Consider the following 27000-nt stretch of genomic DNA (forward strand, 5'->3'; position numbering starts at 1 on the left):
TGGGTTGTCCTGATCGCCCTTCTGTTCGCTGGCCTTAACGGCGTGACGATGTTTATGATTGGCAAAGGCAGCATGCGCGCCGTGCGGTTACACCTTACGCTGGCGGTGATAAGCCTGGTATTAACGGCAGCTGTATTCTTTCCACCCCCTTCTATAAGATGCTGCTGTTTACTCTACATAATCGTGCCTGGCGCAAGCTTCTCAGCCAGACGCGTGCTAAAACAGCGCGCTAAGCGTTCATCTCGTAAAAAACCCGCCGCTACCGGCGGGTTTTTTTATGGCTTTTTATGCCTGCGCAACCAAATTAACTTGTACGCCGCCGGAATAATAAATAGCGATAACAGCGGCGCCGTGATCATCCCGCCAATCATAGGTGCCGCTATCCGACTCATGACTTCTGACCCTGCGCCCGTCCCCCAAAGAATGGGCAGCAGACCGGCAATGATCACCGCGACGGTCATTGCCTTTGGCCGCACGCGCAGCACGGCGCCATGGTAAAGGGCGTCATCCAGCGCCTGTTCTGTGAACGTGTCCCGATGGGACAACGCTGGCTGAGCCTCAACGGCATGACGCAAATACATCAGCATGACCACCCCAAATTCAGCTGCCACCCCGGCCAGAGCGATAAAACCGGTGCCGGTTGCCACAGACATATGGAAGCCCTGCCAGTAAAGGAACCAAATTCCCCCGACCAGGGCGAACGGCAGAGTCATCAGGATCAGCAGCGCTTCATCCACGCGACGGAACGCCAGATACAGCAGAATAAAGATGATCATCACCGTCATCGGCACCATCAGCTTCAGTTTCTTGTTGGCGTGTTCGAGCAGCTCAAACTGCCCGGAGAATGAGACGCTGGTGCCCGGCCTCAGCTTTACGTTCTGACTAATAGCCGTCTTAATGTCGTTCACCACCGAAACCATATCCCTGCCGCGGGCATCGATATAAATCCAGCTTGCAGGCCGGGCATTCTCCGTTTTCAGCATCGTGGGGCCGGAAACCACGTTGATATCCGCCACATCGCCCAGCGTGATCTGCTGTTTCATCGGCGTCAGGATCGGCATCTGCTTTAACGTGCTCGGGCTGTTCCGGTAGTCCTGAGGATAGCGGATATTAATCGGGTACCGGGCGACGCCTTCCACCGTTTCCCCTACCGTCGCGCCGCCGATGGCCGAGGAGACAAAGAGCTGCACATCGCCCACCGTCATCCCATAGCGCGAGGCTTTTTCCCGGTTGATATCGACGTCAATGTAGCGCCCGCCCTCCAGACGTTCAGCCAGGGCAGACACCACGCCCGGCACCGTTTTGGCTACCGTCTCGATACTCTGCGCCGTGGCGTCGATATCCGACAAAACGGTACCCGACACCTTGATACCAATCGGGCTTTTGATCCCGGTCGAAAGCATATCGATGCGGTTACGAATGGGCGGAACCCAGAGGTTCGCCAGGCCGGGCAATCGAACGGTCTTATCGAGCTCGTCAATAATCTTGTCAATCGTCATGCCGGGCCGCCACTGATCCTCAGGCTTGAGCTGAATCGTGGTCTCCACCATTTCGAGCGGCGCGGAATCCGTTGCCGTTTCGGCCTTGCCGGTTTTGCCAAACACCGAGGCCACTTCAGGTACGGTTTTGATGAGTTTGTCCGTGGTCTGTAACAGCGCGGCCGCTTCTGCCGGAGAAACGCCCGGCAACGTTGACGGCATATACAGCAGATCGCCTTCATTAATCTTCGGCAGGAATTCGCCGCCCACCTGGCTGAGAGGCCAGATCACCGTGAAGATGGACAAAGCCGCAACCAGCAGGGTTGTTTTTGGCCAGCGGAGCACCTTAATCAGTAGCGGATGGTAGGCTTTAATCAGTAGCCTGTTCAACGGGTTACTGGTCTCTGCGGGAATCTTACCCCGGATCCAGAACCCCATCAGGATGGGGATAACGATGATGGCCAGCGCAGCCGCACCCGCCATGGAGTACGTTTTGGTGAAAGCCAGCGGACCAAACAGCCGCCCTTCCTGCCCCTCAAGAGTAAAGATGGGAATGAAGGATAAGGTGATGATCAGCAGGCTGATAAACAGCGCCGGGCCAACCTCGACAGAGGCATTGGTGATCACCTTCCAGCGGGTGGCGTTATCAATCTGCTCTTCCGGATGCTGGTGATCCCACTCTTCGAGCCGTTTGTGCGCGTTTTCAATCATGACGATGGCGGCATCCACCATCGCGCCGACGGCAATGGCAATGCCTCCCAGCGACATAATGTTGGCGTTCAATCCCTGGAAATGCATGACGATAAAGGCAATACACAGGCCAAGCGGCAGAGAGATAATCGCGACAAGCGCAGATCGAACGTGCCACAGGAACAGGGCGCAGACGATGGCCACCACGATAAACTCTTCAAGCAGTTTGGAACTCAGGTTGTCGATTGCCCGATCGATGAGCTGGCTGCGATCGTAGGTGGTCACAATCTCAACCCCTTCCGGCAGGCTGGCCTTCAGCGTCTCAAGCTTATCTCTCACCGCCGTGATGACTTCGCGCGCATTTTTTCCCGAACGCAGGATGACCACGCCACCCGCAACTTCCCCCTGCCCGTTTAGCTCGGCAATACCGCGGCGCATTTCCGGACCCGTTTGTACGCGGGCGACATTCCGAAGGTAAATCGGTACCCCGTTCTCGCCGGTTTTCAGAACGATGTTATTGAAATCGTCCATCGTCTGCAGATAGCCGCTGGCGCGGACCATATACTCCGCTTCCGCCATTTCAACTGACGATCCCCCCGCCTCCTGGTTAGACGACTCAAGGGCCTGCTTAACCTCCGGCAGGCTAATGCCGTACTGAGCCAGTTTTAACGGATTAACCTGGATCTGATACTGCTTCACCACGCCGCCGACGGAGGCCACTTCGGCCACGTTCGGGATAGTTTTCAATTCAAATTTCAGGAACCAGTCCTGCAATGAGCGCAACTCAGCGAGATCGTGTTTTCCGCTGCGATCCACCAGCGCATACTCAAATATCCAGCCCACGCCCGTGGCATCTGGACCAATTTCAGAGCTCACGCCGGCAGGCAGCTTGCCCTGAACCTGGTTCAGATATTCCAGCACGCGCGAACGGGCCCAGTACAAATCGGTGCCGTCTTCAAAAATGACGTACACGTACGAATCGCCAAACTGCGAAAAACCGCGCACGGTCTTTGCGCCGGGAACCGACAGCATGGTGGTCGTGAGTGGATAGGTGACCTGGTTTTCAACAATCTGCGGGGCCTGGCCGGGATAGCTGGTTTTGATAATCACCTGAACGTCAGAGAGATCGGGCAAGGCATCGACTGGCGTGTTAATAATCGTCCAGGCGCCCCAGACGCTGAGGAACAGTGCCCCCATCATTACCAGGAAACGGTTGGCGACCGACCGCCGGATAATCCATTCAATCATCATCGTCTCCTTAATGGCCAGAGTGCGCGTCGTCAGCGGCATCAGCGTGACGCATGCGCTCCAGCGCGCCGGTAATATTGGCCTCCGAGTCAATCAGGAACAGACCGCTGACCACTACCGACTCCCCCTCTTCCAGTCCGCTACCAATGCCGGACTGCTGCTGAGATTCATGCAGAACGTGGATCCTTTTCGGGACAAAATTCCCGTCCGCATCAACCGTAATAACGCGCTGTTCTTTGCCGGTATCGATAACGGCCTGGGTGGGGATCAGCAGCATTTCCTGGCTTTGGGTATTCAGCTTCAGGTAGGCATTCATGCCCGGTTTAAGCAGCTCATCCTTGTTATCGACCTGCAGGCGCACCTGCAGCGTACGGGTGGTTGGATCCACGCTCGGCAGAAGACTCCATTTTTCAACCGGGAAGGATTTATCCGGATAAGCCGGTATCGAAACCGCAAACTGCGAGGTCTCTTTCAGCAGATAAGCAATAGACTCAGGCACTGCCGCGCCGATCCAGACCGGATCCATCCCCTGAATTTGCGCTACCACCTTATCTTTGGAAATATTCATGCCGGTACGCAGGTCAAAGGCCGTGATCGCTCCGTCGATCGGCGCCCTGATGGTAAACCGGGTCTGGATAGTGCGGGTCGCACGCAGCCTCTGAATATCCTCATCCGGCATACCCGCCAGCCGAAGCCGTTCGAGAACCCCTTTGATTTGCGTCGGCGTTCCGCCGGTACCGGATAACAGCAGAAACTCGCTCTGCGCCTCTACCCAGTCAGGAATGGTTATATCAACGAGCGGCGTGCCTTTCTTCACCTTATCGCCCGTCGTCAGCGGGTACACTTTCTCCACAAAGCCTTCCGCGCGCGCCTGCACAATGACAAACTGATAGTCGTTGTAGCTGACGTTGGCCGGGATGGTCTGGGCATAGTTCAGCGTTCCGCGCGTCACCTTTTGCGTTTTTAATCCCAGGTTCTGAACCTGTGTCGGATCAATACGGATACCGGCACTGCTTTTATTGTCGTTTTCATCCGCATATTTCGGTACCAGATCCATATCCATAAACGGCGATTTACCGGGCTTATCGAATTTTACGTCTGGCTTCATGGGGTCATACCAGAAAAGTACCTTTCTTTCTGGTGCGCTATTTTCCGTTTTTACAGATGAATGAAAAACCTGCCATGCCGACACTGATATCAGCCCTCCCGCAATAAGGCTGCTGACTATCACGGCAGCATATTTTATTTTTAATGAGGCCATGCCGCGTCTCGCTATTTAATGCTCTTGAGTAAAGAGAGATTGCCCTGCTGAACAAACGAGAAATTCACGTGGCTGCCGACTTTTAAGGCATTAATACTCTCGTCAGCCTGAATAAAGGTAAAACGCATGGTCATCGCGGGCCAGCCAATTTCCGGGATCGCTTTATGGGAGATCGTGACTTTTTTATTCGTGAGATCAATGTCCTTCACGATGCCGGTTCCCGTGATGACCTGCTCTGAGGTCCCTTCGCTGGCAGCACTCATCATCTCGTGCTGATGAACCTCAGCCTGGAGGCTGGCAGAAAACACAATGGAGATCGCACCAAATACAACGGCCTTAAGTGAATTGCGCATGGTTATTTTCCTGTTTAATTAAATTACGTTATTCGACCCAACCGCCGCCGAGCGCGGTGAAGAGATTAATTTCATTAACCTGCCGGGCATAAATAAGGTCGAGAATATTTTGCTGGGTAGAGAAAAGAGAACGCTCCGCGTCAAGCACTTCGATATAGCTGACCGCGCCGCTGGAATATAACCCTCTGGCACGTTGAAGCGTGATGCGGAGCGAATCCAGATACCGCTGTTGTGCAGCAAGCTGCTGGTTAATGCTGTCCCGCAGCGCGAGCGCGTCGGCAACCTGTTTAAAGGCGGACTGAATTTTTTGTTCGTAATTAACTACCGACTGCTGCTGGCGAATTTCGGCCAGCTTCAGGTTGGCCTTATTTCTGCCCGCATTAAAAATGGGAATTTCGATTTTAGGAATAAAATTCCACATCCCGCTCCCTGACGTGAACAGGCTGGACAACTCCGTGCTTCCGGTTGATAGCCCGCTGGTGAGAGATATGGACGGGAAAAAGGCGGCGCGCGCCGCGCCGATATTCGCATCAGCCGCTTTAAGCTGATACTCCGCTTCCATAATATCCGGGCGCTGCAGCAGTATCGCGGAGGAAAGATGAGGAGGCAGTTTTACCGGGGCGACATCGCTGGCGTTCATGCCTCCGTCGCCCGGGAGCGCGCGATACGTGCCGAGGATCAGCTGCAGGGCATTATTGGCCTGCGCCAGCTCCCCCTCTCTTTTGGCAATCTCTGCCTGCGTGCTTTCGATCTGTCCCCGGGCCTGTTCCAGCGCCAGGACGCTCGTACTGCCCGTCACCAGCTGCTGCTCAACGAAAGCATAAGACTGCTGGTAATTTGTCAGCGTATCCTGCGCGATGCGCAGCTGTTTATACGCCAGCTGCTGGTTGAAATAGCTCTGCGACACGTTAGAGACGAGCAGGATATGCACCGCGCGACGGGCCTCTTCGCTGGCGAAAAAGTTTTGTCGGTCGGCATCGCTCATGTTCTTCAGCTTGCCGAAGAAATCGAGTTCATAGCTAAGCGCAAGGCCCGCGTCGTACTGCTGCGCGGTGGGTTTGTCACTTTTCAGCCCGCCGCTGTACGTGATGCCCGAGGAGGCATTCAGCTGAGGGTAGCGATCCGCATCCGTCACGTTGAACTGCACCCGGGCCTCTTCGACCTTCAGGGCGGCCATTTTTAGATCGCGATTGTTCTTCAGGGCCTCCGTAATCAGCCCCGCAACCTGAGGATCGACGAAAAAGTTGCGCCAGCCGGTGTCCTGATACCCAGCCGCCGCGGGCGTCAGGCCGTTACGGGAGAGCGAAAACTGCCGGGGGACAGGTGCTTCCGGCCGCTGGTACTCCGGAGCCAGCGAGACGCAGCCTGCCAGAATAAATACCGTACTGATGCTTAGTCGTTTTAACAGGAACATAACGGTTCAAATAAAGTCCAGAGTAGTTTTAGGGCTACTCTACGGAACGCATCCTGTTTGACGGGTGACAGGATAATGACAATGTTGTCATTTTTAGCGTAAGTCATTGTTAACGGCGGTACGCTCACTAGAATGTCATCAGCAGCCAGTCAGGGGAGCACGATGAAAATACTGATCGTCGAAGACGAAATGAAAACCGGTGAGTACCTGAGTAAGGGGCTGACTGAAGCGGGGTTTGTTGTGGACCACGCGGATAACGGCCTGAACGGCTATCATCTCGCTATGACCGCGGAATACGATCTGCTGATTCTGGATATCATGCTGCCCGATGTGAACGGCTGGGATATTGTCCGTATGCTCCGCTCGGCCGGTAAAGGGATGCCCATCCTGTTACTCACGGCTCTCGGCACGATTGAACACCGGGTTAAAGGACTTGAGCTGGGCGCGGATGATTATCTGATTAAGCCTTTCGCCTTTGCGGAGCTGCTTGCCCGGGTAAGGACGCTGTTGAGGCGCGGAAATACGGTTATTGCGGAAAGCCAGCTTCAGGTGGCTGACCTGACGGTTGACCTCGTGTCGAGAAAAGTCAGCCGGGCCGGGAGCCGCATCCTGTTAACCAGCAAAGAGTTCAGCCTGCTGGAGTTTTTCATGCGTCATCAGGGTGAGGTGCTTCCCCGCTCCCTGATTGCCTCCCAGGTGTGGGACATGAATTTTGACAGCGACACTAACGCGATTGATGTGGCGGTAAAGCGGCTGCGCGCGAAAGTCGATAACGATTTTGAACCGAAGCTGATCCAGACGGTGCGCGGCGTGGGCTATATGCTGGAGGTACCGGATGCGCGTTAAGCTTGCCAGGCGCCCTTTTTCACTTGCCCTGCGGCTGACCTTCTTCATCAGCCTCTCCACGATACTGGCCTTTTTCGCCTTTACCTGGTTTATGCTGCATTCCGTTGAAAAGCATTTCGCCGAGCAGGATGTCAGCGATCTGCAGCAAATCAGCACCGCGATGCACCGCATACTGCAATCTCCGGCCGATCCCGATCAAAAGAAAATCAGCAAGATCAAAGAATCGATGGCCAGCTACCGCAACGTGGCCGTTCTGCTCCTGGATCCGCAGGGCAATACCCTGTTCAGCTCGGCGCAAGGGGCGGCTTTGCGCCCGGCAATGAACACGGCGAACTTTAGCGAACACCGTCGCGCACAGGATGTGTTTCTCTGGACGGTTGAAGACCCTGCCGAAAACATGCACGCCGGGTCCGACATGAAAATGGAAACGTACCGGATTATCGCCTCCTCAGGCACGGCGACGCTTCAGGGCAAACCCCAGAACTACATTATGCTGATCGGGCTCTCCATTAATTTTCATCTCCACTACCTTGAGGCGCTGAAAAAAAACCTTCTGGCGATTGCCGCCGTTATCAGCCTGCTGATTATTCTTGTCATCCGCATTGCGGTTCGTCAGGGACATTTGCCCCTGCGTAACGTCAGCAACGCCATTAAAAACATCACCTCCGAAAATCTGGATGCACGACTGGAGCCGACACGCGTTCCGATTGAGCTGGAACAGCTGGTCATCTCCTTCAACCATATGATCGAAAAGATTGAAGATGTCTTTACCCGCCAGGCCAATTTCTCTGCCGATATCGCGCACGAGATCAGAACGCCTATCACCAATCTGGTGACGCAGACTGAAATCGCACTGAGTCAGAACCGCTCGCAGAAAGAGCTGGAAGATGTTCTGTACTCCAGCCTTGAAGAGTACAACCGGATGACCCGGATGGTCAGCGACATGCTTTTCCTGGCGCAGGCGGATAATAACCAGCTCGTCCCTGACCGGGTGATGTTTGATTTAAGTGCAGAGGTCATGAAAGTCTTTGATTTCTTCGAAGCCTGGGCGGAAGAACGCAACGTTACGCTGAAATTTAACGGGATGCCCTGCCTGATAGAGGGCGATCCGCAGATGTTCAGAAGAGCAGTAAATAATCTGCTCTCCAATGCCCTGCACTATACGCCAGCGGGAAAAGCGGTGACGGTCTCCATCAGAAAAAAGGAGAATGACGTTGAACTGATAATAGAAAATCCCGGGACGCCGATCCCTCAGGAACATCTGGCAAAGCTGTTTGACCGTTTCTATCGCGTCGATCCGTCAAGGCAGCGCAAAGGTGAAGGCAGCGGGATCGGGCTTGCCATCGTGAAGTCCATCGTCACCGCGCACCACGGAAAAGTCTGCGTGGAATCGGATGCGGTATCGACGCGCTTCATCCTCTCCGTGCCGGGAAAAGTGGCCTGAGGCGTCAGCGCACAGCCCGACACACTTCCAGCACCTTTTCCCTGAGCCAGCGATGCCCCGGATCCCTTTCCATGCGCGGATGCCACATTTGTGACACCGTAATGCTCCGGGTTTTAAACGGCAGTTCAAAGACGTGTACGCGCTCGTTCATCGGCTGATTGAGCAGGTACAGCGCCGGCACCATGGCAATCAGATCGGAGGCCAGCGCCACGGATAACGCCGTCGGAAACCCTGGCACCACGCTGGCGATCTTGCGCTTCATCCCGCGCTCCGCCAGCGCCTCATCGACAAACCCGTGCAGCGATCCGTCCGGTGAGGCCACCACGTGGCCCCACGCGACATAATCGTCAAGGCTGACGTCAGGCTGTAATGACAGCGGATGTCCCTTGCGCACCGCGCCAACAAACCGATCCTGAAAGAGCCGTTGCAGCCGTATTTCCGGCCCCATATTGCTCTGCACGCCGATCTCCAGGTCGACCAGCCCCTCACGCAAATAGCGCGAGGTTTTTTCAGGTTTCGGCGAGAAGCGGATGCACACCCCGGGCGCAACGCTCGCCACCGCCGCAATCAGCAGTGGCCCAAACGCCACCACAAAACCGTCGTTGGCTCTGATGGTGAACAGCCGCTCGAGACTTTCCACCTTCAGCGCGTCGGTGGAGGGCTGCAGCACAGCCCTCGCCTCATGCACGGCGCTTCTGGCACGGTCCCGCGTGGCTTCGGCCCAGGGCGTCAGCACCATGTGACGACCGGCCCGTACCAGGATCGGATCGCCGGTCACCTCCCGTAACCGGCTCAGGGTGCGGCTCATGGCGGAGGTACTGAGGTTCAAACGTCGCGCCGCGCCCGCCACGCTGGCTTCGGCCAGCAAAACGTCGAGCGCAACCAGAAGGTTAAAATCAGGATCGGACACGGTGGCTCCTCAGATATGGCGTTACATGCAATGATTAAGTGCAAATGCTGCGTCTTCCGCCCTGTATACCGCATGATTATAGTTTCGTCATCACTATTCTTATGCGGAGTAACGACGATGACGCTATTTTCAAACCTGCCCGGCGATGAAGGCTTACCCGGGCATGAACGCGCCCGGGTCCTGGCCGCCGTTATGACCACCACGCTGATGGGCGTCTTTGACGGCACCATGATCAACATCGCGCTGCCCTCCATGGCAAGAGCGATGCAGGTTCCCGCGAACGTGGCGGTCTGGTTCGCGAACGGTTATCTGCTGTCAGCGGCGATGACGCTGGCCATTTTCGCCGCGCTGGCGGCGCGCGTGGGCTATCGCCGGGTATTCCTTGCCGGGCTTGCCACCTTTACGCTCACCTCGCTGGGCTGCGCGCTGGCAACAACGCCGGAAATGTTAACCGGGATGCGAATTCTGCAGGGCATCGGCGGCGCGGCCACACTGAGTATCGCCCCGGCGATCCTGCGATCCGTTTTTCCGGGACGGCTGCTTGGCCGCATTATGGGGCTGCACGCCCTGCTTATCGCCTCCAGCACGGCAGTTGCCCCCGTGCTGGGCGGAACCATACTGGACGCCCTGAGCTGGCAATGGCTGTTCGCCATTAACCTTATTCCGGGCAGCATCGCCCTGCTGCTGGCATGGCGGGCCTTGCCGCGGGAATCGGCCGTTGACCGCACTTCCTTTGACGCTCCGGGCGCCGTGCTCTCCGCCGTCCTGTTAGGTTCGGCGATCATGATGGCCGACAGCCTTCAGCACGTGACGCAACACATTAACCGGCAGGCCGTCTTCTGGGGCGTTCTCGCGCTGGTCAGCGCCTTCGCCTTTACCTGGCGTATCCGGCGCGTGCAACATCCGTTACTGCCCCCGGTGATATTCAGCAACGGGCGCTTCACCCTCGCCGCGCTGACCTCGCTGGCCTCGTTTGTCAGTCAGGGCATCACCTTTGTCGCGCTGCCGTTCCTGTTTCAGAGCGTGTATGGCTACAGCCCTGTGGTCTCCGCGCTGCTGTTCACCCCGTGGCCAATTGGCATCGTGCTGATCGCGCCGCATGCGGGACGCTGGGCAGATACGATTTCCGCGCCGCTAATCTCGACAATCGGGCTGATGATTTTTGTCGGTGGGCTGGTCCTGCTGGCCACCCTGCCGGACAATCCTTCCGCGTGGAACATCTGCCTGCGCAGCCTGGTTTGCGGGATTGGGTTTGGCTGCTTCCAGAGCCCCAATAACCGGGAGATGCTCTCTAACGTGGCGCGGGAATATGCCAGCTACGCCTCCGGCGTGTTGTCGATTGTGAGGACATTCGGCCAGTGTCTCGGTGCCGCCGCGGTGGGCGTACTGCTGGCGACGACCGAATCAGACCATGACCGGGCCGTGCATTTTGCGCTGTGGATAGCCGTGATAGCCTCAACGGGATCGGTGTTATTTAGCGTGAGTCGGCTGCGCCCTGCAGTTCGGGCATCAGCGTAAACTGTTGCAGCGCCTTCCGGCGCTGCTCGTTTATAACGCCTACGCTGTAAGGCGTTCATTCCACGCATCAGTGTATTGAATATTTCCGTCCAGGATTTTCCATGTGATTTTTGCGTATCGCAAAGATACATTTTCCAGGTGACCAGTACCGGGACAATCTCTTGTATCATGTATAACTGGAGTTATTGAAATGACTTTCACACCTTCCATAAGAATATTGAAGTATTCCACTTCCTGACCAGCATCATTGATGTGATAGAACTTTAATTCAGCACTTTGAAGCGTTTGACCTGTAGCCACTGCTTTGTATAGATAGGGTGAAGATGAATCAATTGCTTTTGTTAAACTGAAAGCTGAGTGTTGCCTTGTACCTGTAAGTTTACCTGTTGCCTCATCTGTTGGAATGCTCAGGTTATGGATAAGATCTCTAAGCTCTATGCTTCCTTCACGGTCTGCAACATCAGAACCGCCACGGATCATTGCTCCACCATCGTCTTTCAAAAAGAGGTGTACTGGTACAGCCATTTCTAAAACTCCTTATGCTAATTAATCTCTTATTCCATTTGCTATGAGGTTAATTACAGGCATGATCGCTACACCATCTGCATAGAACAGATCCGAATTAGTGAATGAATAAACCTTACCTGTGATTTTTATATTTACCGTGTTCCCATAAGCAGAAGCTGTAACATTGCTTGTATTGGCTTCAAGGAACGGCGATCGATCTTTAAGGGCCTTCATAATGTTCCCGCTTTTGTCTTTATCTAAATAGAAGCGGTAAATATCCGACACCGTAGCTCCTCCGTCATCATACTTTGTTATGTACAGTGTGACGGTATCAGATAGTTTCTGTTTGCTGGCAAAGCTATCGCGAGGAGGTGCATTAAAATAGTATTGATATGTCAGAAACCCGCAAACAACGATCAATAAAATCGTTGTGAGTAAACAATGAAGCCGTTTAATAACCGTGTTTCTTTGCATATTCAATCCCTTGACTTATCCAAAACTGATCGTGAGGATCATCCCCATATGGCGGTTTTTGATACCAGTGCCTCCATTTCTTTTTGGAGGTTTTAGCTCTTTCCTGCGCCCATCCTGCCCCCATCAATAACGTTTCTGATGGTATCCCGGCAGCATAGCCAGCCGAACCATAATTGAAGTTCCCAAAGTTTGCTAACTCAGGGTGTCCTTGCTTGTAATCCCACGGCCCCTTATTTCTTACTTTTTGATAAAACCAAAGATAGGTTGTAGGGATAGCCATATTTCTACTCATACCATGCGCTCTTGCAATCCTCATGTTTGCTAATGCGAGCGCGATTCCTTCTTTTGGTAACAAAGGTATAACAGCCATATTAACCATTCTTTTCACATGGATATATGGCCGCGTATCGTACACTTTTGCGATAGTAAAAAAGATATCTGTTTCAAGACAAATGACGGAAAAATAACCGATTAAGGTATTGATCGCATTAAAAATCAAAGAAATTTAGGCTGCGCCCTGTGGTTCGGGCATCAGCCTGATTCGCCCGACGGCGCTACGCTTGCACGGGCCTACAAGGAAGCTTTGCACAATGTAGGCCGGGTAAGCGCAGCGCCACCCGGCAAGAAAGACGGCGCGTTCGTTTACTCCAGCGCCAGCAGCGCAAAGCTCGCCAGCCAGTGCCCGCCGCTGTAGTGGCTGCCGACAACATGCTCAACGCTAGCCGTCAGGTGTTTCGCTACCGCCTCGCGCAGCGCCTGCTGCGCCGGATGGTTAGCGGGAAGCGCTCTGGCAATATGCTTCATGCACCAGGCGCGGCTGAGGTTTAATCCGTCCAGATGGGCAATTTTCGGGTCGGTACGATCGCTGACTTCCGCCGGGTTCATCAGCGCCGTAACGGCGCCCACCTCCGGCAGAAACGCGTCAAACCAGGCCGGGAAGTCTTCAGATACCTTGCTCATCAGCAGCGCCTCCGTCAGCGCCCCGGAAATATACTCATCACCGCCGGGCTCGTAGTGGGCCGGATAACGCGTGTCGGCGAGATAAAACCGCTCCGCCGCCGTCACAATCGCCTGTTCGAGCGCGCTATCTTCCACGGCGCGGGCGTAATCCAGCGCCAGCGCCAGGGCAAACGCCGTGTTGTAGTGCGTCCCGACGCGGATCGGATAGGTGAGCTTGCCGAGATAATCCACCAGCCTGTCGCGAATATCCTGGGTTAAAGGCTCCAGCGTTTGATACCAGACCGCGGCCTGCGGCAGCGACGACTGCTTTAGCTCCTGGGCCAGCGCCAGCAGCCAGCCGTAGCCATACGGGCGCTCAAACGAGGCGCGGAACGGCGCGGTGAAATAGGCCAGCTCCTTCGCCACGTTCTCTTCGGTCAGATGCTCGTCGACAAGCGCGACGATCGCGTCCCGGCACGGCAGCGCCGGGTAGAGGCGCAGGCAGCGCAGCAGCAGCCAGTAGCCGTGTACCGCCGAGTGCCAGTCGAAACAGCCGTAGAAAACCGGGTGCAGCTCGCGCGGCGGCAGTACGTCGCCATCATCATTCAGCAGGTGCATGATGTGGTTCGGATATTCCTGTCGCAAATAGGTTAAAGGCATGCGGGCAAACGCGTCGGCCTGATGTTGCGTTAATTCCATAACAGCTCCTTAGCGAAACACGAGGAAATACATGAGGAACACGTTCACCACCAGCAGGGTTAACGCGGTCGGGATCTGGATCTTGATCACCTGATATTTGTCTTTCAGCTCCAGCAGCGCGGCGGGAACGATATTGAAGTTCGCGGCCATCGGCGTCATCAGCGTGCCGCAGTAGCCCGCGTACATGCCAATCGCCAGCAGCGGCGCCGGGTTGCCGTGATGCACGTTAATCAGGAACGGCAAGGCGATGCCGGCGCTCAGCACCGGGAAGGCCGCAAACGCATTTCCCATGATCATGGTAAACAGCGCCATCCCTACGCAGTAAATCACCACCAGCATAAAGCGGTTATCCGGGTTCACAAACAGGCTCACCACCTTCTGCACCGAATCACCGGTGTTGGCCGCCACGAACACGCCGCCGAGCATGGCGAGCATTTGCGGCAGGATCACCGCCCAGCCGATGGTATCGACAAGACGACGAGACTGGCGAATGGCGTGCAGCGGCGTGCCTTTGGTCAGCCACCAGCCGGTGAGGATCGCCGCCACGCAGGCCACGCACAGCGCCGCGAGGGTGAGCTGTTTCTGATCGAGCAGGAACACGCCGCCAATCGACACGCCCTTCAGGAACAGCGTCCCGATAACCGTCACCACCGGGATCATCAGCGCCGGCAGGAATAGCCAGTTTTTAAGCCGATTTGACGATGCGAGACGTTCGTCTTCGGTCGACATTTGATAGTGCCCTTTCCCGACAAGACCAAAACCCGCCAGCAGCGCGATAGCGATAACGCCCCCGCCGATTATTCGGTACGCCAGCGATTTCCCCAGCTCCTGAACCATCAGATCGCCAAACAGGAAGATCCCGCCAAACAAGAACCAGAACAGCGCAGTAGTAAAACGCTTCGGATTGGCGCGATCGCGCAGGGTCATCACAACCAGCAGCATCACGACGAAGCCGATCAGGTAGTACACGCGGTTAATGGTAATAAGCGTCATCATTGCGCGGCCTCCTGCGTGTCCTGCTCAGCACGCCAGGCCATCACGTCGCGACGGATGCTGGCATCGAGGCGCAGCAGGCGCGTCATATGAATAACCAGTGCCGCAATGGCGGTTGGGATAGCCCACAGGCCGATATGCAGCGGTTCGATGCCCGGAATACCGTTTTCTTTCAGGAACGCGTCGATCAGCAGCACCGCGCCAAAGGCAATAAAGATATCTTCCCCAAAGAAGACCGCGATGTTGTCGCACGCGGCGGCATGGGCTTTGATTTTGTCACGGATGTGCTGCGGCAGCTCGCCGTATTCGTTCAGCGCCGCCCCTTCGGCCATCGGCGCCAGCAGGGGGCGTACCGTCTGGGCGTGGCCGCCCAGCGACATCAGCCCCAGCGCGGCGGTGCCTTCACGGGCGACAAAATAGAGCATCAGAATACGCGCCGAGGTGGCGCTGGCGATCTTCGCCACCCAGGCCTGGGCGCGCTCCTTGAGACCGTAATATTCCAGCAGACCAATCACGGGCAGGATCAGAATGAAGGTCGCCAGCGATCGGCTATTCACGAACTTTTCGCCAAAGGTCTCCAGCAGCATCCCGAAATCCATACCGACCAGCAGACCCGTCGCCAGCCCCGCCACCACAACCACAAGCAGCGGGTTGAAGCGCAGTGCAAAACCAATAACCACGATCGGTATCCCGATCAGCGGCAACAGCGTAGTACCGTCCATAACGTTTACCCTATCGAAAGTGAGCGTTGCGCGCCGACGGCTATTTTTTTAATTTGCGGCGAGCGATGTTGTGTTTTGTTGGCAGGCTTCGCAAAACCTGCGCTAAAAAGCTATATCTGAACCTCAAAAACATGTAAACAAATTATCAATAAAATGTTCTTATTTTATCGATGAGTTTACATTTCTGGCTAAGGAACGTTATGACCTCGAAAAAAAGTGCTTCACCCGATCGCGACGATATCAACGATGGCCGGATCGTCTCTTCCCGCCATCTGGTGTCCGAGCGCTGCGCGGAGCTGTCAGAGCTGGAGTACGCGCTGATCATGACCAGCAACGCGTTCAATAAATGGATGGTGCGCTGCATGACGGCAGCCGGCGAACCCGATATGGGCGCATTTGACGTCTCGCTGCTGCATCATGTGAACCACCGCGACCGCAAGAAAAAGCTGGCCGATATCTGCTTCGTCCTCAACGTGGAAGATACCCACGTGGTGACCTATGCCCTGAAAAAGCTGGTCAAAGCGGGGTACGTGACGAGCGAGAAAGCGGGCAAAGAGCTCTTTTTCTCGACTACCGAGGAAGGAAAAGCGCTGTGCATGAAGTACCGGGACGTGCGGGAGGCGTGTCTGATCGCAATCCACGCGGAGAGCGGCATAGCCGGGAAGTCGATTGGCGAAACCGCGCAGCTGTTACGCACGATCTCCTCCCTGTATGACACCGCCGCCCGCGCGGCGGCATCACTCTAGGGCTAAGGACGTCTGAACAGCGTAATACTGCGTCCGGCCAGTTCGTACTCTACGGTGTCGGTGAACGCTGTCCCGGCGGCAGCGCCATCTGCCGTAGACAGCTCCAGCACCCATCCCCCTTCGCCAAACTGCGGGATCTGGAACGGCACGGTGCCTTCAAACGGGTTGAACAGCATCAGCACGTCGTGCCAGATACCGTCCTCCTGCCGCAGATCAGGCCTGCTGATGGAGACGCCGAGCGTTGAGCCTTCGTCCCACTGCTCGGCCTGCTGAGGGCCGCCTCCGGCATTGAACCAGCGGATCTCCAGCCCGTCGCGCCAGCTTTCACGGCGCAGCAGCGGCTGCTGAGCGCGCAGGGCAATCAACCGCCGGGTAAACTCGCGCAGCGCGGCGTCGTTTTCGGTTATTCCGTTCCAGTCGATCCACGAAATTTCGCTGTCCTGACAGTAGCCGTTGTTGTTGCCCTTCTGCGTGCGGCCAAACTCGTCCCCCGCCAGCAGCATAGGCGTGCCGTGGGAAAACAGCAGCGTGGTCAGGAAATTACGCTTCTGCCGCTCCCGGGTGGCGATGATATCCGGATTCTCGGTTGGCCCTTCCTCGCCGTAGTTGTACGAGCGATTGTCATTATGCCCGTCGTTATTGTCCTCACCGTTGTCGGCGTTGTGCTTCTCGTTGTACGACACCAGGTCATTCAGCGTAAAGCCGTCGTGAGCGGTGATGAAGTTAACGCTGGCCCACGGACGACGCCCGCGCAGATCGTACAGATCCCCGGAGCCCAGCAGGCGTGCTGCAAAGTCGGTGGAGACGTTATCGCCCTTCCAGTACTCGCGTACGGTATCGCGGTATTTATCGTTCCACTCACCCCAGCCCGGCGGGAAACCGCCGACCTGATACCCGCCGGGACCGATATCCCAGGGTTCACCAATCAGCTTGAGTCTCGATAACACCGGATCCTGCGATATGGCGTCGAAGAAACCGCCGCGCGGGTCAAACCCTTCCGGCTCGCGGCCCAGTATCGTCCCCAGGTCGAAACGAAAACCGTCAATATGCATCGATTCCGCCCAGTAGCGCAGCGAATCCATCACCATCTGCAGCACGCGCGGGTGCGAGGTATTGACCGTATTTCCCGTCCCGGTGTCGTTGATGTAGTACCGGTGCTGGTCCGGCAGGGTGCGGTAATAGCTGTAGTTATCAATCCCCTTAAACGAGAGCGTGGGGCCAAGCTCGTTCCCTTCTGCCGTGTGGTTGTACACCACGTCCAGAATGACCTCGATGCCCGCGTCATGATAAGCGCGTACCATATCGCGAAAGCCCTGGATCCCCGCCGGGCCGTAGTAGCGCGACGCCGGAGCAAAAAAGCCGAGCGTGTTATAGCCCCAGAAGTTCTTCAGGCCGCGGTCAAGCAGGTGCTGGTCGTCGGGGAACCAGTGAACCGGCAGAAGCTCCACCGAGGTGATGCCAAGACTCTTGATGTAGTCGACCGAGGCTTTGTGTCCCATCCCCTCAAACGTGCCGCGCAACTCCTGCGGGATGGCCGGGTTCATCTGGGTAAAGCCCTTCACGTGGCTCTCATAGACGACGGTATGCGGCCAGGGCACGTTTGGCCGGTTGTTGTCCTGCCAGTCGAAAGCGTTCGGGTCGATGACCTTGCATTTCGGCGTGAACGGCGCGCTGTCACGCGTATCAAAGCTCAAATCTAACTTGTCATGCCCCAGCTCATAGCCGAAATGGGCGTCGTTCCAGTCGATATCGCCCACCAGTTCACGGGCATACGGATCGATAAGCAGCTTATGCGGGTTAAAGCGGTGACCGTTTTCCGGATCGTAGGGGCCGTAGACGCGATAGCCGTACAGCGCGCCGGGCTTCAGGTCCGGCACATAGCCGTGCCAAACCTCATGAGTATATTCCGGCAATTCGAGCCGGGCGATTTCCGTTTTTCCGGACGGGTCAAACAGACAGAGCTCCACACGCTCGGCGTGAGCGGAGAACAGCGCGAAGTTAACCCCTTTCCCGTCATAATTCGCTCCCAACTGCTGACCATGACCGGCCCGAATTTCAAACGTAGTATCCTTTGCCATTTTCGTTCTCCACGATTATTCGCAGGTAAGCAGAACCAGTACACATCCCTTTACTGACGTTAAATCCAGCGTCTCTTGCAGAATGCGGCTCTCACCGCTGAACAGGTCCCGATAGCGCTTCCCGACCAGTTCGTCGGGTATCGCTACCGCGGTATTGACCCACAGCTGATGGTTATCGGTGATACCAAAAGCCAGACGCGGCACGGCAACAATCAGCGCCTCCTCGTCCTTAACGCGCGCATAGACAATCAGATTCTCCTCGCGCTCGCCGGAGACCTTAAGCGGCAGCCAGTCGCCGTAGCGGAATAGCGCGTCGTAGTGTGGTCGAAGCCGCAGCAGCGTGGCGGTAACGAATTGCTTAACGCGCCCGTCTCGCCAGCAGGCCGGGTTGTCAAACACGCTGGCATCCGCCGCGCTGAGATTTTGCACCAGGGTCGGAAAATCCGGCTCCCGCCGGTTATCCGGGTCGACAAGGCTAAAGTTAAGCGCCTCGCTGCCCTGATAGATATCCGGCACGCCGGGAGCCGTCAGCTTGATCACCGTCTGGCTGAGGCTGTTCATCAGCCCGGCCCGGATAAAGGGCTGCATCGCCTCGCTAAAATCATGCAGGAACAGCGCGTTGTCCGGCGAAAGCAGGTGCCGCGCGTAGCTCAGCACCACGCTCTCATAGCTCTCGTTGCTGTCGATCCAGTCGGTGCGCTGTTTTGCCTCGCGCAGCGCTTTCTCGAGGAAGCCGTTAAAACGCGCTTCCAGTGATGCAAGCCCTTCAGCGTCGTCCGGAGACAGCGTGGCGGGCCAGACGCCCGCCAGGGCCTGGTAGATCATCCACGTATCGGCGGCGTTCGGCGCGGTACCGTCATTGAGAAAACGCACCTGGGTCTGGTTCATCTGCCGCCAGCGGGCAAGGTTGTCGCCCCACCGCTCCGGGGCTTCCGTCAGGGTGTAAAGGCGCGCGCGGGCATCCTCCCCGCGCTTGGTATCGTGCGTGGAGGTGCCCAGCAGCGCGTCGGGCTGACGGGCCAGACGAATGCGCATCTCCTGGTGGAAGCGGGATAATGAAAACGCGCGCGGCGTCGGGTCGGCGCCCACTTCGTTGAGCGCAAGCTCGAGGTTGTGGCGAAAGAAGAGCGTGTCTTCAACGGACTTCGCCATCAGCGGCCCGGTCAGCTGCTGGAAGCGGGTCCTGAAAAGCGCGGCGCTCTCGCGGCAATCTTCCGGCAGGTCGCCGGTAAGAATGTGTACAATCAGACTCAGCGCCGCTTCAGACGTCTCCACGCTGGCGACCACGCGGTTAAGCAGCGCCACGTCCGGCGGGGTTAATCCCTCCCGGGTGCCATAGGTGCGGTAGACCGGAAAGGCAATAAGCAGCTCGCGCAGCGGGTGGCGGATCTCCTCGCGCGGTAGCGCAACCTCATTGCGGCGGGCCAGATCGTCAGCAAGGTTTAGCAGCGTGGTGAATTCACCCTCAAAATTGCGATCGGTCATCAGGCCTTTGGCATCGCGCAGTTCCGCTTGGCGATCGACCGTTATCCCCAGCGTCTCGTCGTGGATGGTCTCCAGGCGCGACAGGTTATCGTCGTCAACCAGCACTTCCGCCAGCGAGGCGATAAACTCGTAGCCGGTGGTGCCGGATACCGGCCAGTCGGCGGGGAGCTGTTCCCCCTTCGCGAGGATTTTTTCAACCGTGATGTAGCAGTCGGGCCCGGTTTTCTCCCGCAGGCGCTGCAGATAGCCCAGCGGATCGGCCAGGCCGTCGACGTGGTCGATTCGCAGGCCGTCCACCACGCCAGCGTGAACCAGCTCCAGGATCAGCCGGTGCGTATCGTCGAAGACCGCGTCGTCTTCAACCCGAACGCCGACCAGGCCGGTGATCTCGAAGAAGCGCCGCCACGAGAGCTGCTTCGGCGCCTCCCGCCAGGACATCAGCCGCCAGCTTTGCGCTTCATGCAGTTCAGCGATGCTCTTATCCTCGCTGTACGTGCCGGGGTTGAGCGGATATTCGGCGTCATAGTAACCCAACGCGGCCTTGTTCGTGACAGGGTCACGTTTTAGGGCGATCGCGCCCTTCTCCAGCTCGGCCTCAAAGGTGTCGCCGAGGAACGGCAGCGTTAGCGGGCGCGACCCGTCGATATCGAAATAGCGGAAATAGCGGCTCTGCTGGCCGTATTCAATCACGTCCCGCCACCAGGCGTTTTCCAGCGAGGTGGACATATGGTTCGGGACAATATCCAGAATCAGCCCCATGCCGGCCTGCTTAAGCGCTGCCGCCATGCGGTCGAAACCGTCTCGTCCGCCGATCGCCGGGTCAATTTCATTCGGGTTGGTCACGTCATAGCCGTGGTTGGAACCCGCTGTGGCGGTAAATACGGGCGACGCGTAGAGATGGCTGATGCCGAGATCTTTCAGGTAAGGCACCAGCGCCGCAACGCGGTCGAAGGTCATGCCATTACGGAACTGAATACGGTACGTGGCGGAAGGGATCATAACGATGCTTCTCCATCAGCAAAGCGAACGACAATACCGTTCGGCGGTAAAACGTCAGTGACTTCCGGCCAGGCAAAGGGCGTCTCACCCGCAAGATCGGGCAGCGCGGCGGGCTTATTACCGATATTTAGCGCCAGAGAGAGCGTCCCCGACGGGAAATGCCAGCTCACCGCCACCATGCCGGGCGCGGTCTTGATTACCTTGCCCTCAACGGCGCCGCCATGACGCAGAAGCGGAACGATATGGCGATGGCGCAGCGTCAGCAGGTGGCGCGTGAAGCGAAGCCACGTTTTGCCTTCGTCGGTGGCAATCTTATTCCAGTCGAGTTTTGAACGGATGAAGGTGTTCACGTCATTCGGATCCGGGACGGTTTCATCGTGCCCGGCATGGCCGGTAAACTCTTTCGCGCGCCCTTCCCGCACCGCCTTTGCCAGATCGCCGTGAAAATCGGTGAAGAACAGGAACGGATGCGTTTCCCCAAACTCCTCGCCCATAAACAGCAGCGGGATATGGGGAGAAAGCAGCAGCGCGGCAAGCAGCACCCGCGTCTTGTCGGCACCGGCCAGGGCGATCAGCCGCTCGCCCTGGGCGCGGTTCCCGGTCTGATCGTGGTTCTGAATAAAATCGACGAAGAACTGAGGCGGCTGCGTCTGGCACTCCACTCCGCGGGATTCGCCGGTTTGCAGCGACACCTCGCCCTGGTAGACAAAGCCTTCCGCCAGCGCCCGGGCGAACTTTTTCTCGGGCTCAAAGGCAAAATCCTGGTAATACGCGTGGGTCTCGCCGGTGGCAAACACGTGGACAGCGTTGTGGAAGTCATCATTCCACTCGGCGGTAAACAACGGCGTGTTGCCCTGTTCATCGCGCGGGTGCAGGAAAATCACGTTGCGGCTGTCTTCCGTGGTCAGGTGAACGTGGCGGTGCGGGATCGCCTCGCGGATTTTTGCGGCAATCTCCTCCAGAATGTGCGTCTCAGCGCTGTCTTTAATCTGGTCGATGGCGTCAAAGCGCAGGCCGTCCAGACGATACTCCGTCAGCCAGTAGAGCGGCGCATCGGTGATGTACTGCCTCACCGGCTCGCGTTCGTAAGCGATGCCGTTGCCCCACGGCGTCATCCGATCTGCATCAAAGAACGCGGGCGACAGCAGAGGCAGATAGTTCCCCTCGGGGCCGAAGTGGTTAAGCACGATATCCAGCACCACGGAAAGCCCCAGCCCGTGCGCGGCGTCGATAAACGCGTGGAAATCCTGCGGCGTACCGTAGGCTGAGTGCGGGGCGTACAGCAGCACGCCGTCATACCCCCAGCCGCGGGTACCGCCAAACTGAGAGACGGGCATCACTTCAAGCTGGGTAATACCGAGCTCTGCCAGATACGGCAGCTTGTCGATGGCGGCCCGGAAGGTGCCCTCCGGGGTAAACGTGCCGATGTGCAGCTCGTAGATAACCGTGTCTTCCCACGGCCGCCCTGCCCAGTCCCGGTTGACCGGCTGATAGCGTTGGGGATCGATAACGATGGAGGGGCCGTTAACGTCGCCCTTTTGCGCGCGCGAGGCGGGATCGGGCACCGTCATGCCGTCCTGCAGAACAAATTGGTATTCTGCACCGTGCGTGACGCCGGGTACGTCTGTCTGAAACCAGCCGTCGCCAGCTGCCGTCATCGGCACGTCGGCGGCGGCCAGACGTAGCGTAAGTTCTTTCTGTCCTTCTGCCCAGACGCGAAAACGTACAACGTCATCGGAAATAAACTCAGCACCCCACTGCTTTTGAAATGTCCTGAATTCCATTCATTGTCCTCGAATGACCCACATTTTACGCGGAACGAAGTACAAGCTTAGTTCAGGATTAAAAGTGTGTTAGGCCAGCGAATTTAACCGCTTCGTCTATTCTTTATGAAATAACTCACTATCGGGAATACTATGCAGATTCGAAAAGGACTCAGTACCGACCTCACGCGCCTTGAATGCTGTGACTTTTCTTTCACCATTAGCCACATTGCGCGAGAGCCCTTTATCCACTGCGATTTGCATATCGAAGCCGTCGCCGTGCCCTGGATTAAAACCTACGAGCTCGATATCCAAACCCTTGAAAACCACTGCGTTAATCCGGACGCCATATTTCTTATTGCCGAAACGGAAGACGGGGAAATTGCGGGATTTATTACCGCGTCGATCGGCTGGAATAAGTTTATCTCGGTGGATTACATTGCCGTGGATCGCACGAAACGCAGAACCGGCGCCGCGCAAAAATTAATGGCCGCCGCCCACGTCTGGGCCCGCAGCGTAAACGCGCCGGGATTACGGCTTGAAACACAAAATGTGAACGTTTCTGCCTGTCTGTTTTATCGTCACTACGGGTTTACCCTGGGCGGATACGATCGTTATCTCTACAACGCCTTACCGGAAAAGGACGAGATCGCCCTGTTCTGGTATTACATGCTGGTCTAACGGCGCGGCCTTCATATTTCTGTCATTGAATTTCATTACGCTTTCGGGATTTTAACCAGGGTGTTGAGGAAAAAAGCGTGAATTCAATGGCTAAGGCATTACTGCTGGCATTACCTGTTTTGAGTGCAACGGCAGCGGCGACGGCCGCCGGGGGCGATCTGTGTGAACCCAAAGCGTACGAAATGGCGCTGCGCTATCAGCAGAAATCGGCAGAGATCGTGGCCCTTCAGCTGCAGACGTATCGGTTTGCCACCGAGCGTTTTAACGAAAAGTTAAAAGATCTGGAAGCGCCAGAAAAATACGCCGTGGTGATGGATCTCGATGAAACTGTGCTGGATAACACCCCTCTGCTGGTGCGCGACACCGAGCAGTGTCACGACTATACAAAATGGGACACCTGGAGCGACTGGGAGAAACAGGGAAAACCCGGCTTAATTCCCGGTGCGAAAGCGTTTCTTGACCACGTGAATCAGAGCAAGGTCCGTATCTATTATGTCTCGGACCGCATGCAGGAAAACAAAGCCGATACGCTCAGGACGTTAAAAGCTCTGGGACTTCCACAGGTGTCCGATGAAAGCGTGCTTCTGGACACGGTCAGCAAGGAAGAGCGTCGCCAGAGCATCCTCAAAAAGCAGCAGATCGTGATGCTGTTTGGCGACAGCCTGCCGGATTTCGCCGTGCAGTTTAAAAATAAAAAGCCGAGCGAGCAGCAGCGTGAGCTGGTTGAGGCCAGCGCGGAACACTTCGGTAACGACTGGATTGTGCTGCCAAATGCAGCTTATGGCTCCTGGTCCAAAGCCACGCCGGACAGCTGGAACGCACCTCTGAAAAAATAACGTGTTACGAGCCGGGAAAGGCAGCATCGCCACCCGGCTTCTGCGCTGTGCTATCCACTGCGTTTATAGGTCCTATCATTTCTGGGCAGGTTCTTATAATTTTACGAAGAAGTAAGATGAGCGCTTTCAAAGGAGACTCGTATGCTTACCGTGAAAAAACTTGCTCTTTCTACGCTGATTTCCAGTTCATTGCTTTTCTACCCTGCGCTGCAGGCGGCGGCAGAGACGCCCCAGCACGTCGTTAAACAACCGGCGGGCGGATACAGCGTTCAGGTCGGCGACGTTCTGGTCACCTCGTTTACGGACGGGACCGTCGCGCAGGATCTGCACAAGCTGCTGCGCCGGACAACGCCGCAAAAAATCGATGCGCTGCTCGCGGAAAATTTCCAGACCAACCCGCCTGAGGTATCCATTAACGCGTTCCTGATTGCGATGCCCGGACATAAAATTCTGGTGGATACGGGCTCAGGCCAGCTCTTTGGCCCCGGCAACGGCGGACGTCTGATTGAGAGCCTCGCCACCCAGGGGGTTAAACCCGAGGACATTACTGAAGTCCTGCTGACCCACGCCCACTCCGATCACGCGGGCGGCCTGGTGAAAGACGGCAAGGTGGTGTTCAGTAACGCGCGCGTTTTCGTTGGTAAACCGGACGTCGACTTTTTCTTTAACGACGAGAATCAGAAAAAAACCGGCTACGGCAGGAACTACTTTGACGTCGCGCAGAAGACCTTAAAACCCTATCTTGACGCCGGTAAAGTGGTGCCTTTTAGCGGCACATCGGAGATTCTCCCGGGGCTGACCGGCACGGTTCATCCCGGCCATACGCCGGGTTCAGCCTTCTACACGCTGACGAGCAAAGGCGAGAAGATCACCTTTGTCGGCGACATCATTCATGCCGCGGCGGTACAGTTCCCGCAGCCTGACGTGACCATTACCTACGATGAAGATCAGAACAAAGCCGCAAGCGTGCGCGAACATGCGTTTGCTGACTTTGTGAAAAATAAAGATCTGGTTGCTGCGCCCCATCTGCCTTTTCCGGGTATCGGGTATGTCACCAAAGGCGAAAACGGCGGCTATGCCTGGGTCCCTGTGACCTATACCAACCGGGACGCCGGCAGCGCGAAATAAGATGACGACCAGCCCTGACATGGACATAGACCTGATCCTGACCCTGGACGCCCTGCTTCAGGACAGGAATATCACCCATGCGGCCGCGCGGCTGGGCATCAGCCAGCCCGCGCTGTCCGCTCGTCTCGCGCGTCTGCGAACGCTGTTTGGCGAACCGCTGTTTATTCCTTCCCCACATGGACGTGGGGTGCTGCCCACGCCGCGAGCGGAAGCGCTTAAGCCGCAGATAGAGAGCGTGCTGCGCGGCATCAGCGCGCTGTTTGCCCCCACTACGTTTGATGCCCAGACCAGTACCCGGACCTTTGTTATCGCCCTGCACGAAAACCCGGCGCTGATGCTGGGCACCGGGCTGCTTAACCAGGTGGGTACCGCTGCTCCCGATATTCGCCTGCGCTTCGCCCTGCCACAGATGTCCGAACTGGCGCAGCAGCTGGAAAACGGAGATGTGGATATCTACATCGGCGTAAGCGCGGGCGCCCATGACGGCTGGGTGAGACGCAAACTGCTCGACGATACGTTTGCCACCGCCCAGCGCAAAGGCCATCCGCGCGGGACCGGAGCGTTAGATCTGGAAAGCTACTGCGCGCTTTCTCATCTGGTGGTGTCATCGGCGGGAGATCCATTTACCGGCTTTGTCGATCAAACCCTGGCCGGGCTGGGCTACCAGCGGCACGTCGCGATGTCCACGCAGAGCTACGCCGTGGCGCCTGCGCTTGTCGCCGGTACCGACCTGGTGTGCACCCTGCCGGAACGGATGCTGAAACAGTTTGCCAGCACGCTGGATCTCTTTGCGCCGCCGCTGCCGCTCCAGCCGATTATCATCTACATGTACTGGCACCCGAAAAACAGCCAGGATCCGGCGAATGCCTGGCTGCGCGAGCAGCTGCTGCAGGCCGCCGGGCGTCAGGTCTGATCGAGGGTAATCAGGAATTTTTTAAGCACTTCTGAGCGAATAATCCGGTGGCAAACCAGCGTCAGCTCGCTTTCCCGGAGCCGGTCGAGGATGTCCACGTAAACCACGTTCTCTACGCTCACCGCCTTTGCCGACGCGGGCAGCAGCGCCAGCCCAAACCCCGCCGAGACCAGGCTTATCACCGTGGGCACGTCGGTCGCGTTTTGTACCACGTCCGGCTGAAAGCCCGCCCCGCTGCAGGCGTCATAAAAGTATTGTTCCAGCCCCATTCCCTCCGGGTCGCGCAGGGAGATCCACTTTTCGTCCTTCACCGACGAAAGAGTCAGCGCGGAAGATCCCGCCAGCGGATGCTGACGATACAGCGCCAGCACCGTTTTCTCTGACGTGAACGGGCGGCTTTGCAGATCGTCAGGCAGCGACGGCAGCGGCGCCCGGATAATAGCCACATCGAGCTGGTTGCTCTGCACGGCCGCGTAGAGCGTCTGCACGTTTCCCGTCACCAGCGACATGGTAATGGCCGGCCAGCGCGTGTGCATATGGCGCAGCGCGGCGTGCAGCCTGCCGTCAAACATCGCGCTCGACACGCACCCCAGGTTTAATATCCCCTGCTCGCCCCTTGCCGTTTGCCTGGCGTCCAGAACCGCCTGCTCGGTGAGGGAAATGGCGAGCCTGGCTTTCACCAGAAACGCTTCACCCGCGGGCGTCAGGGCTAAGCGGCGGTTCGCCCGGCTAAAAAGCGTTACGCCTAAACGTTCTTCCAGCGCCTTAATCTGCTGGCTCAGGGCCGGTTGCGCCATGTTCAGACGCTCAGCGGCCCGGTGCATGTGGAGCTCTTCGGCCACCACGATGAAATGGCGCATCTGACGAAACTGCAC

23 protein-coding genes are annotated in these 27000 nt (G+C 56.9%); 8 read left to right on the plus strand and 15 right to left on the minus strand.

What is annotated here, in order from left to right:
• Positions 1-275 precede the first annotated feature (275 nt).
• The 4 genes from silA to ACOTZC_RS04865 are packed head-to-tail and all read right to left on the minus strand — an operon-like array spanning position 276 to position 6444.
• On the minus strand, positions 276-3416 hold the full coding sequence (gene silA, locus ACOTZC_RS04850; protein WP_421635680.1) for a Cu(+)/Ag(+) efflux RND transporter permease subunit SilA: 3141 nt from the start codon (positions 3414-3416) through the stop codon (positions 276-278).
• Positions 3417-3426: 10 nt separating this feature from the next.
• Entirely contained in the window at positions 3427-4677 is a 1251-nt protein-coding gene (locus ACOTZC_RS04855) for an efflux RND transporter periplasmic adaptor subunit (RefSeq protein WP_213751211.1), read from the minus strand.
• An 11-nt stretch (positions 4678-4688) separates the two neighbouring features.
• Positions 4689-5030, minus strand: coding sequence for a cation efflux system protein CusF (gene cusF / locus ACOTZC_RS04860; protein WP_213751212.1), 342 nt, complete (start codon positions 5028-5030; stop codon positions 4689-4691).
• A 28-nt stretch (positions 5031-5058) separates the two neighbouring features.
• On the minus strand, positions 5059-6444 hold the full coding sequence (locus ACOTZC_RS04865) for an efflux transporter outer membrane subunit (protein ID WP_421635623.1): 1386 nt from the start codon (positions 6442-6444) through the stop codon (positions 5059-5061).
• Between the two features lie 162 nt (positions 6445-6606).
• Here ACOTZC_RS04865 and ACOTZC_RS04870 point away from each other — a divergent pair, with 162 nt between their 5' ends.
• Entirely contained in the window at positions 6607-7290 is a 684-nt protein-coding gene (locus ACOTZC_RS04870) for a copper/silver response regulator transcription factor (RefSeq protein ID WP_252040340.1), read from the plus strand.
• Positions 7280-8734: a Cu(+)/Ag(+) sensor histidine kinase gene (locus tag ACOTZC_RS04875; RefSeq protein WP_421635624.1), complete on the plus strand. Its 1455-nt coding sequence runs from the start codon at positions 7280-7282 to the stop codon at positions 8732-8734. Before ACOTZC_RS04870 ends, ACOTZC_RS04875 begins: the two co-directional genes overlap by 11 nt.
• Positions 8735-8738: 4 nt before the next feature.
• Here ACOTZC_RS04875 and ACOTZC_RS04880 read toward each other — a convergent pair whose 3' ends face one another.
• Positions 8739-9644 (minus strand): LysR family transcriptional regulator, encoded by a 906-nt coding sequence (locus ACOTZC_RS04880; protein ID WP_252040338.1) that lies wholly within the window; start codon positions 9642-9644, stop codon positions 8739-8741.
• A 117-nt stretch (positions 9645-9761) separates the two neighbouring features.
• Between ACOTZC_RS04880 and ACOTZC_RS04885 the strand changes: the two genes are divergently transcribed.
• Positions 9762-11162: an MFS transporter gene (locus ACOTZC_RS04885; RefSeq protein ID WP_248162343.1), complete on the plus strand. Its 1401-nt coding sequence runs from the start codon at positions 9762-9764 to the stop codon at positions 11160-11162.
• Positions 11163-11201: 39 nt separating this feature from the next.
• On the opposite strand, the gene ACOTZC_RS04890 is transcribed toward ACOTZC_RS04885, so the two are convergent.
• The 6 genes from ACOTZC_RS04890 to ACOTZC_RS04915 form a co-directional block, all read right to left on the minus strand.
• Positions 11202-11687, minus strand: coding sequence for an Hcp family type VI secretion system effector (locus ACOTZC_RS04890; RefSeq protein ID WP_421635625.1), 486 nt, complete (start codon positions 11685-11687; stop codon positions 11202-11204).
• A gap of 21 nt (positions 11688-11708) precedes the next feature.
• Positions 11709-12143 carry a hypothetical protein gene (locus ACOTZC_RS04895; protein ID WP_047174359.1) on the minus strand — a complete coding sequence of 145 codons (435 nt, stop codon included), beginning with the start codon at positions 12141-12143 and terminating at the stop codon, positions 11709-11711.
• Positions 12121-12522 (minus strand): polymorphic toxin type 44 domain-containing protein, encoded by a 402-nt coding sequence (locus ACOTZC_RS04900; RefSeq protein WP_226855163.1) that lies wholly within the window; start codon positions 12520-12522, stop codon positions 12121-12123. The genes ACOTZC_RS04895 and ACOTZC_RS04900 overlap by 23 nt, the downstream gene beginning before the upstream one ends.
• Positions 12523-12785: 263 nt before the next feature.
• Positions 12786-13781 carry a DUF2891 domain-containing protein gene (locus ACOTZC_RS04905; protein WP_045399812.1) on the minus strand — a complete coding sequence of 332 codons (996 nt, stop codon included), beginning with the start codon at positions 13779-13781 and terminating at the stop codon, positions 12786-12788.
• A 9-nt stretch (positions 13782-13790) separates the two neighbouring features.
• On the minus strand, positions 13791-14777 hold the full coding sequence (locus ACOTZC_RS04910) for a DUF979 domain-containing protein (protein ID WP_045399814.1): 987 nt from the start codon (positions 14775-14777) through the stop codon (positions 13791-13793).
• The gene (locus ACOTZC_RS04915) at positions 14774-15496 is read right to left on the minus strand and encodes a DUF969 domain-containing protein (RefSeq protein ID WP_045399817.1); all 723 of its coding nucleotides are present in this window, start codon (positions 15494-15496) and stop codon (positions 14774-14776) included. The genes ACOTZC_RS04910 and ACOTZC_RS04915 overlap by 4 nt, the downstream gene beginning before the upstream one ends.
• Positions 15497-15696: 200 nt before the next feature.
• Between ACOTZC_RS04915 and ACOTZC_RS04920 the strand changes: the two genes are divergently transcribed.
• Entirely contained in the window at positions 15697-16242 is a 546-nt protein-coding gene (locus ACOTZC_RS04920; protein WP_023311843.1) for a winged helix DNA-binding protein, read from the plus strand.
• A 2-nt stretch (positions 16243-16244) separates the two neighbouring features.
• Here ACOTZC_RS04920 and glgX read toward each other — a convergent pair whose 3' ends face one another.
• The 3 genes from glgX to treZ are packed head-to-tail and all read right to left on the minus strand — an operon-like array spanning position 16245 to position 22588.
• Complete coding sequence (gene glgX / locus ACOTZC_RS04925) at positions 16245-18320, minus strand: glycogen debranching protein GlgX (protein ID WP_248169619.1); 2076 nt, start codon at positions 18318-18320, stop codon at positions 16245-16247.
• A 15-nt stretch (positions 18321-18335) separates the two neighbouring features.
• Positions 18336-20804, minus strand: coding sequence for a malto-oligosyltrehalose synthase (treY, locus tag ACOTZC_RS04930; protein WP_421635626.1), 2469 nt, complete (start codon positions 20802-20804; stop codon positions 18336-18338).
• Positions 20801-22588 carry a malto-oligosyltrehalose trehalohydrolase gene (treZ, locus tag ACOTZC_RS04935; protein WP_421635627.1) on the minus strand — a complete coding sequence of 596 codons (1788 nt, stop codon included), beginning with the start codon at positions 22586-22588 and terminating at the stop codon, positions 20801-20803. Before treZ ends, treY begins: the two co-directional genes overlap by 4 nt.
• Before the next feature lie 132 nt (positions 22589-22720).
• On the opposite strand from treZ, the gene ACOTZC_RS04940 reads away from it, so the two are divergent.
• The 4 genes from ACOTZC_RS04940 (at position 22721) to ACOTZC_RS04955 (ending at position 26125) form a co-directional block, all read left to right on the plus strand.
• A complete protein-coding gene (locus tag ACOTZC_RS04940; RefSeq protein WP_045356188.1) occupies positions 22721-23248 on the plus strand; it encodes a GNAT family N-acetyltransferase in 528 nt (175 codons plus the stop codon).
• Positions 23249-23334: 86 nt separating this feature from the next.
• Complete coding sequence (locus ACOTZC_RS04945) at positions 23335-24084, plus strand: 5'-nucleotidase, lipoprotein e(P4) family (protein ID WP_196238684.1); 750 nt, start codon at positions 23335-23337, stop codon at positions 24082-24084.
• Between the two features lie 141 nt (positions 24085-24225).
• Positions 24226-25212, plus strand: a complete 987-nt coding sequence (locus ACOTZC_RS04950) for an MBL fold metallo-hydrolase (RefSeq protein ID WP_045399838.1) — start codon at positions 24226-24228, stop codon at positions 25210-25212.
• A 1-nt stretch (position 25213) separates the two neighbouring features.
• Positions 25214-26125: a LysR family transcriptional regulator gene (locus ACOTZC_RS04955; protein WP_045399841.1), complete on the plus strand. Its 912-nt coding sequence runs from the start codon at positions 25214-25216 to the stop codon at positions 26123-26125.
• Here the strand turns inward: ACOTZC_RS04955 and ACOTZC_RS04960 are convergent.
• Positions 26116-27000 carry a LysR substrate-binding domain-containing protein gene (locus tag ACOTZC_RS04960; RefSeq protein ID WP_421635628.1) on the minus strand — a complete coding sequence of 295 codons (885 nt, stop codon included), beginning with the start codon at positions 26998-27000 and terminating at the stop codon, positions 26116-26118. The genes ACOTZC_RS04955 and ACOTZC_RS04960 overlap by 10 nt on opposite strands.

Source organism: Enterobacter cloacae complex sp. SHL009 (genome assembly GCF_049237205.1).
Classification (GTDB): Bacteria; Pseudomonadota; Gammaproteobacteria; order Enterobacterales; family Enterobacteriaceae; genus Enterobacter; species Enterobacter cloacae_M.

Bases quoted from the DNA above. Each gene is read 5' to 3' on its own strand.
- ACOTZC_RS04875 (WP_421635624.1), top strand. From the start codon at position 7,280: ATGCGCGTTAAGCTTGCCAGGCGCCCTTTTTCACTTGCCCTGCGGCTG.
- ACOTZC_RS04955 (WP_045399841.1), top strand. From the start codon at position 25,214: ATGACGACCAGCCCTGACATGGACATAGACCTGATCCTGACCCTGGAC.
- treY (WP_421635626.1), bottom strand. From the start codon at position 20,804: ATGATCCCTTCCGCCACGTACCGTATTCAGTTCCGTAATGGCATGACC.
- ACOTZC_RS04870 (WP_252040340.1), top strand. From the start codon at position 6,607: ATGAAAATACTGATCGTCGAAGACGAAATGAAAACCGGTGAGTACCTG.
- treZ (WP_421635627.1), bottom strand. From the start codon at position 22,588: ATGGAATTCAGGACATTTCAAAAGCAGTGGGGTGCTGAGTTTATTTCC.
- ACOTZC_RS04945 (WP_196238684.1), top strand. From the start codon at position 23,335: ATGGCTAAGGCATTACTGCTGGCATTACCTGTTTTGAGTGCAACGGCA.
- ACOTZC_RS04890 (WP_421635625.1), bottom strand. From the start codon at position 11,687: ATGGCTGTACCAGTACACCTCTTTTTGAAAGACGATGGTGGAGCAATG.
- ACOTZC_RS04920 (WP_023311843.1), top strand. From the start codon at position 15,697: ATGACCTCGAAAAAAAGTGCTTCACCCGATCGCGACGATATCAACGAT.
- ACOTZC_RS04940 (WP_045356188.1), top strand. From the start codon at position 22,721: ATGCAGATTCGAAAAGGACTCAGTACCGACCTCACGCGCCTTGAATGC.
- ACOTZC_RS04950 (WP_045399838.1), top strand. From the start codon at position 24,226: ATGCTTACCGTGAAAAAACTTGCTCTTTCTACGCTGATTTCCAGTTCA.
- silA (WP_421635680.1), bottom strand. From the start codon at position 3,416: ATGATTGAATGGATTATCCGGCGGTCGGTCGCCAACCGTTTCCTGGTA.
- ACOTZC_RS04865 (WP_421635623.1), bottom strand. From the start codon at position 6,444: ATGTTCCTGTTAAAACGACTAAGCATCAGTACGGTATTTATTCTGGCA.
- ACOTZC_RS04855 (WP_213751211.1), bottom strand. From the start codon at position 4,677: ATGGCCTCATTAAAAATAAAATATGCTGCCGTGATAGTCAGCAGCCTT.
- glgX (WP_248169619.1), bottom strand. From the start codon at position 18,320: ATGGCAAAGGATACTACGTTTGAAATTCGGGCCGGTCATGGTCAGCAG.
- cusF (WP_213751212.1), bottom strand. From the start codon at position 5,030: ATGCGCAATTCACTTAAGGCCGTTGTATTTGGTGCGATCTCCATTGTG.
- ACOTZC_RS04905 (WP_045399812.1), bottom strand. From the start codon at position 13,781: ATGGAATTAACGCAACATCAGGCCGACGCGTTTGCCCGCATGCCTTTA.
- ACOTZC_RS04885 (WP_248162343.1), top strand. From the start codon at position 9,762: ATGACGCTATTTTCAAACCTGCCCGGCGATGAAGGCTTACCCGGGCAT.
- ACOTZC_RS04900 (WP_226855163.1), bottom strand. From the start codon at position 12,522: ATGGTTAATATGGCTGTTATACCTTTGTTACCAAAAGAAGGAATCGCG.
- ACOTZC_RS04910 (WP_045399814.1), bottom strand. From the start codon at position 14,777: ATGATGACGCTTATTACCATTAACCGCGTGTACTACCTGATCGGCTTC.
- ACOTZC_RS04915 (WP_045399817.1), bottom strand. From the start codon at position 15,496: ATGGACGGTACTACGCTGTTGCCGCTGATCGGGATACCGATCGTGGTT.
- ACOTZC_RS04895 (WP_047174359.1), bottom strand. From the start codon at position 12,143: ATGCAAAGAAACACGGTTATTAAACGGCTTCATTGTTTACTCACAACG.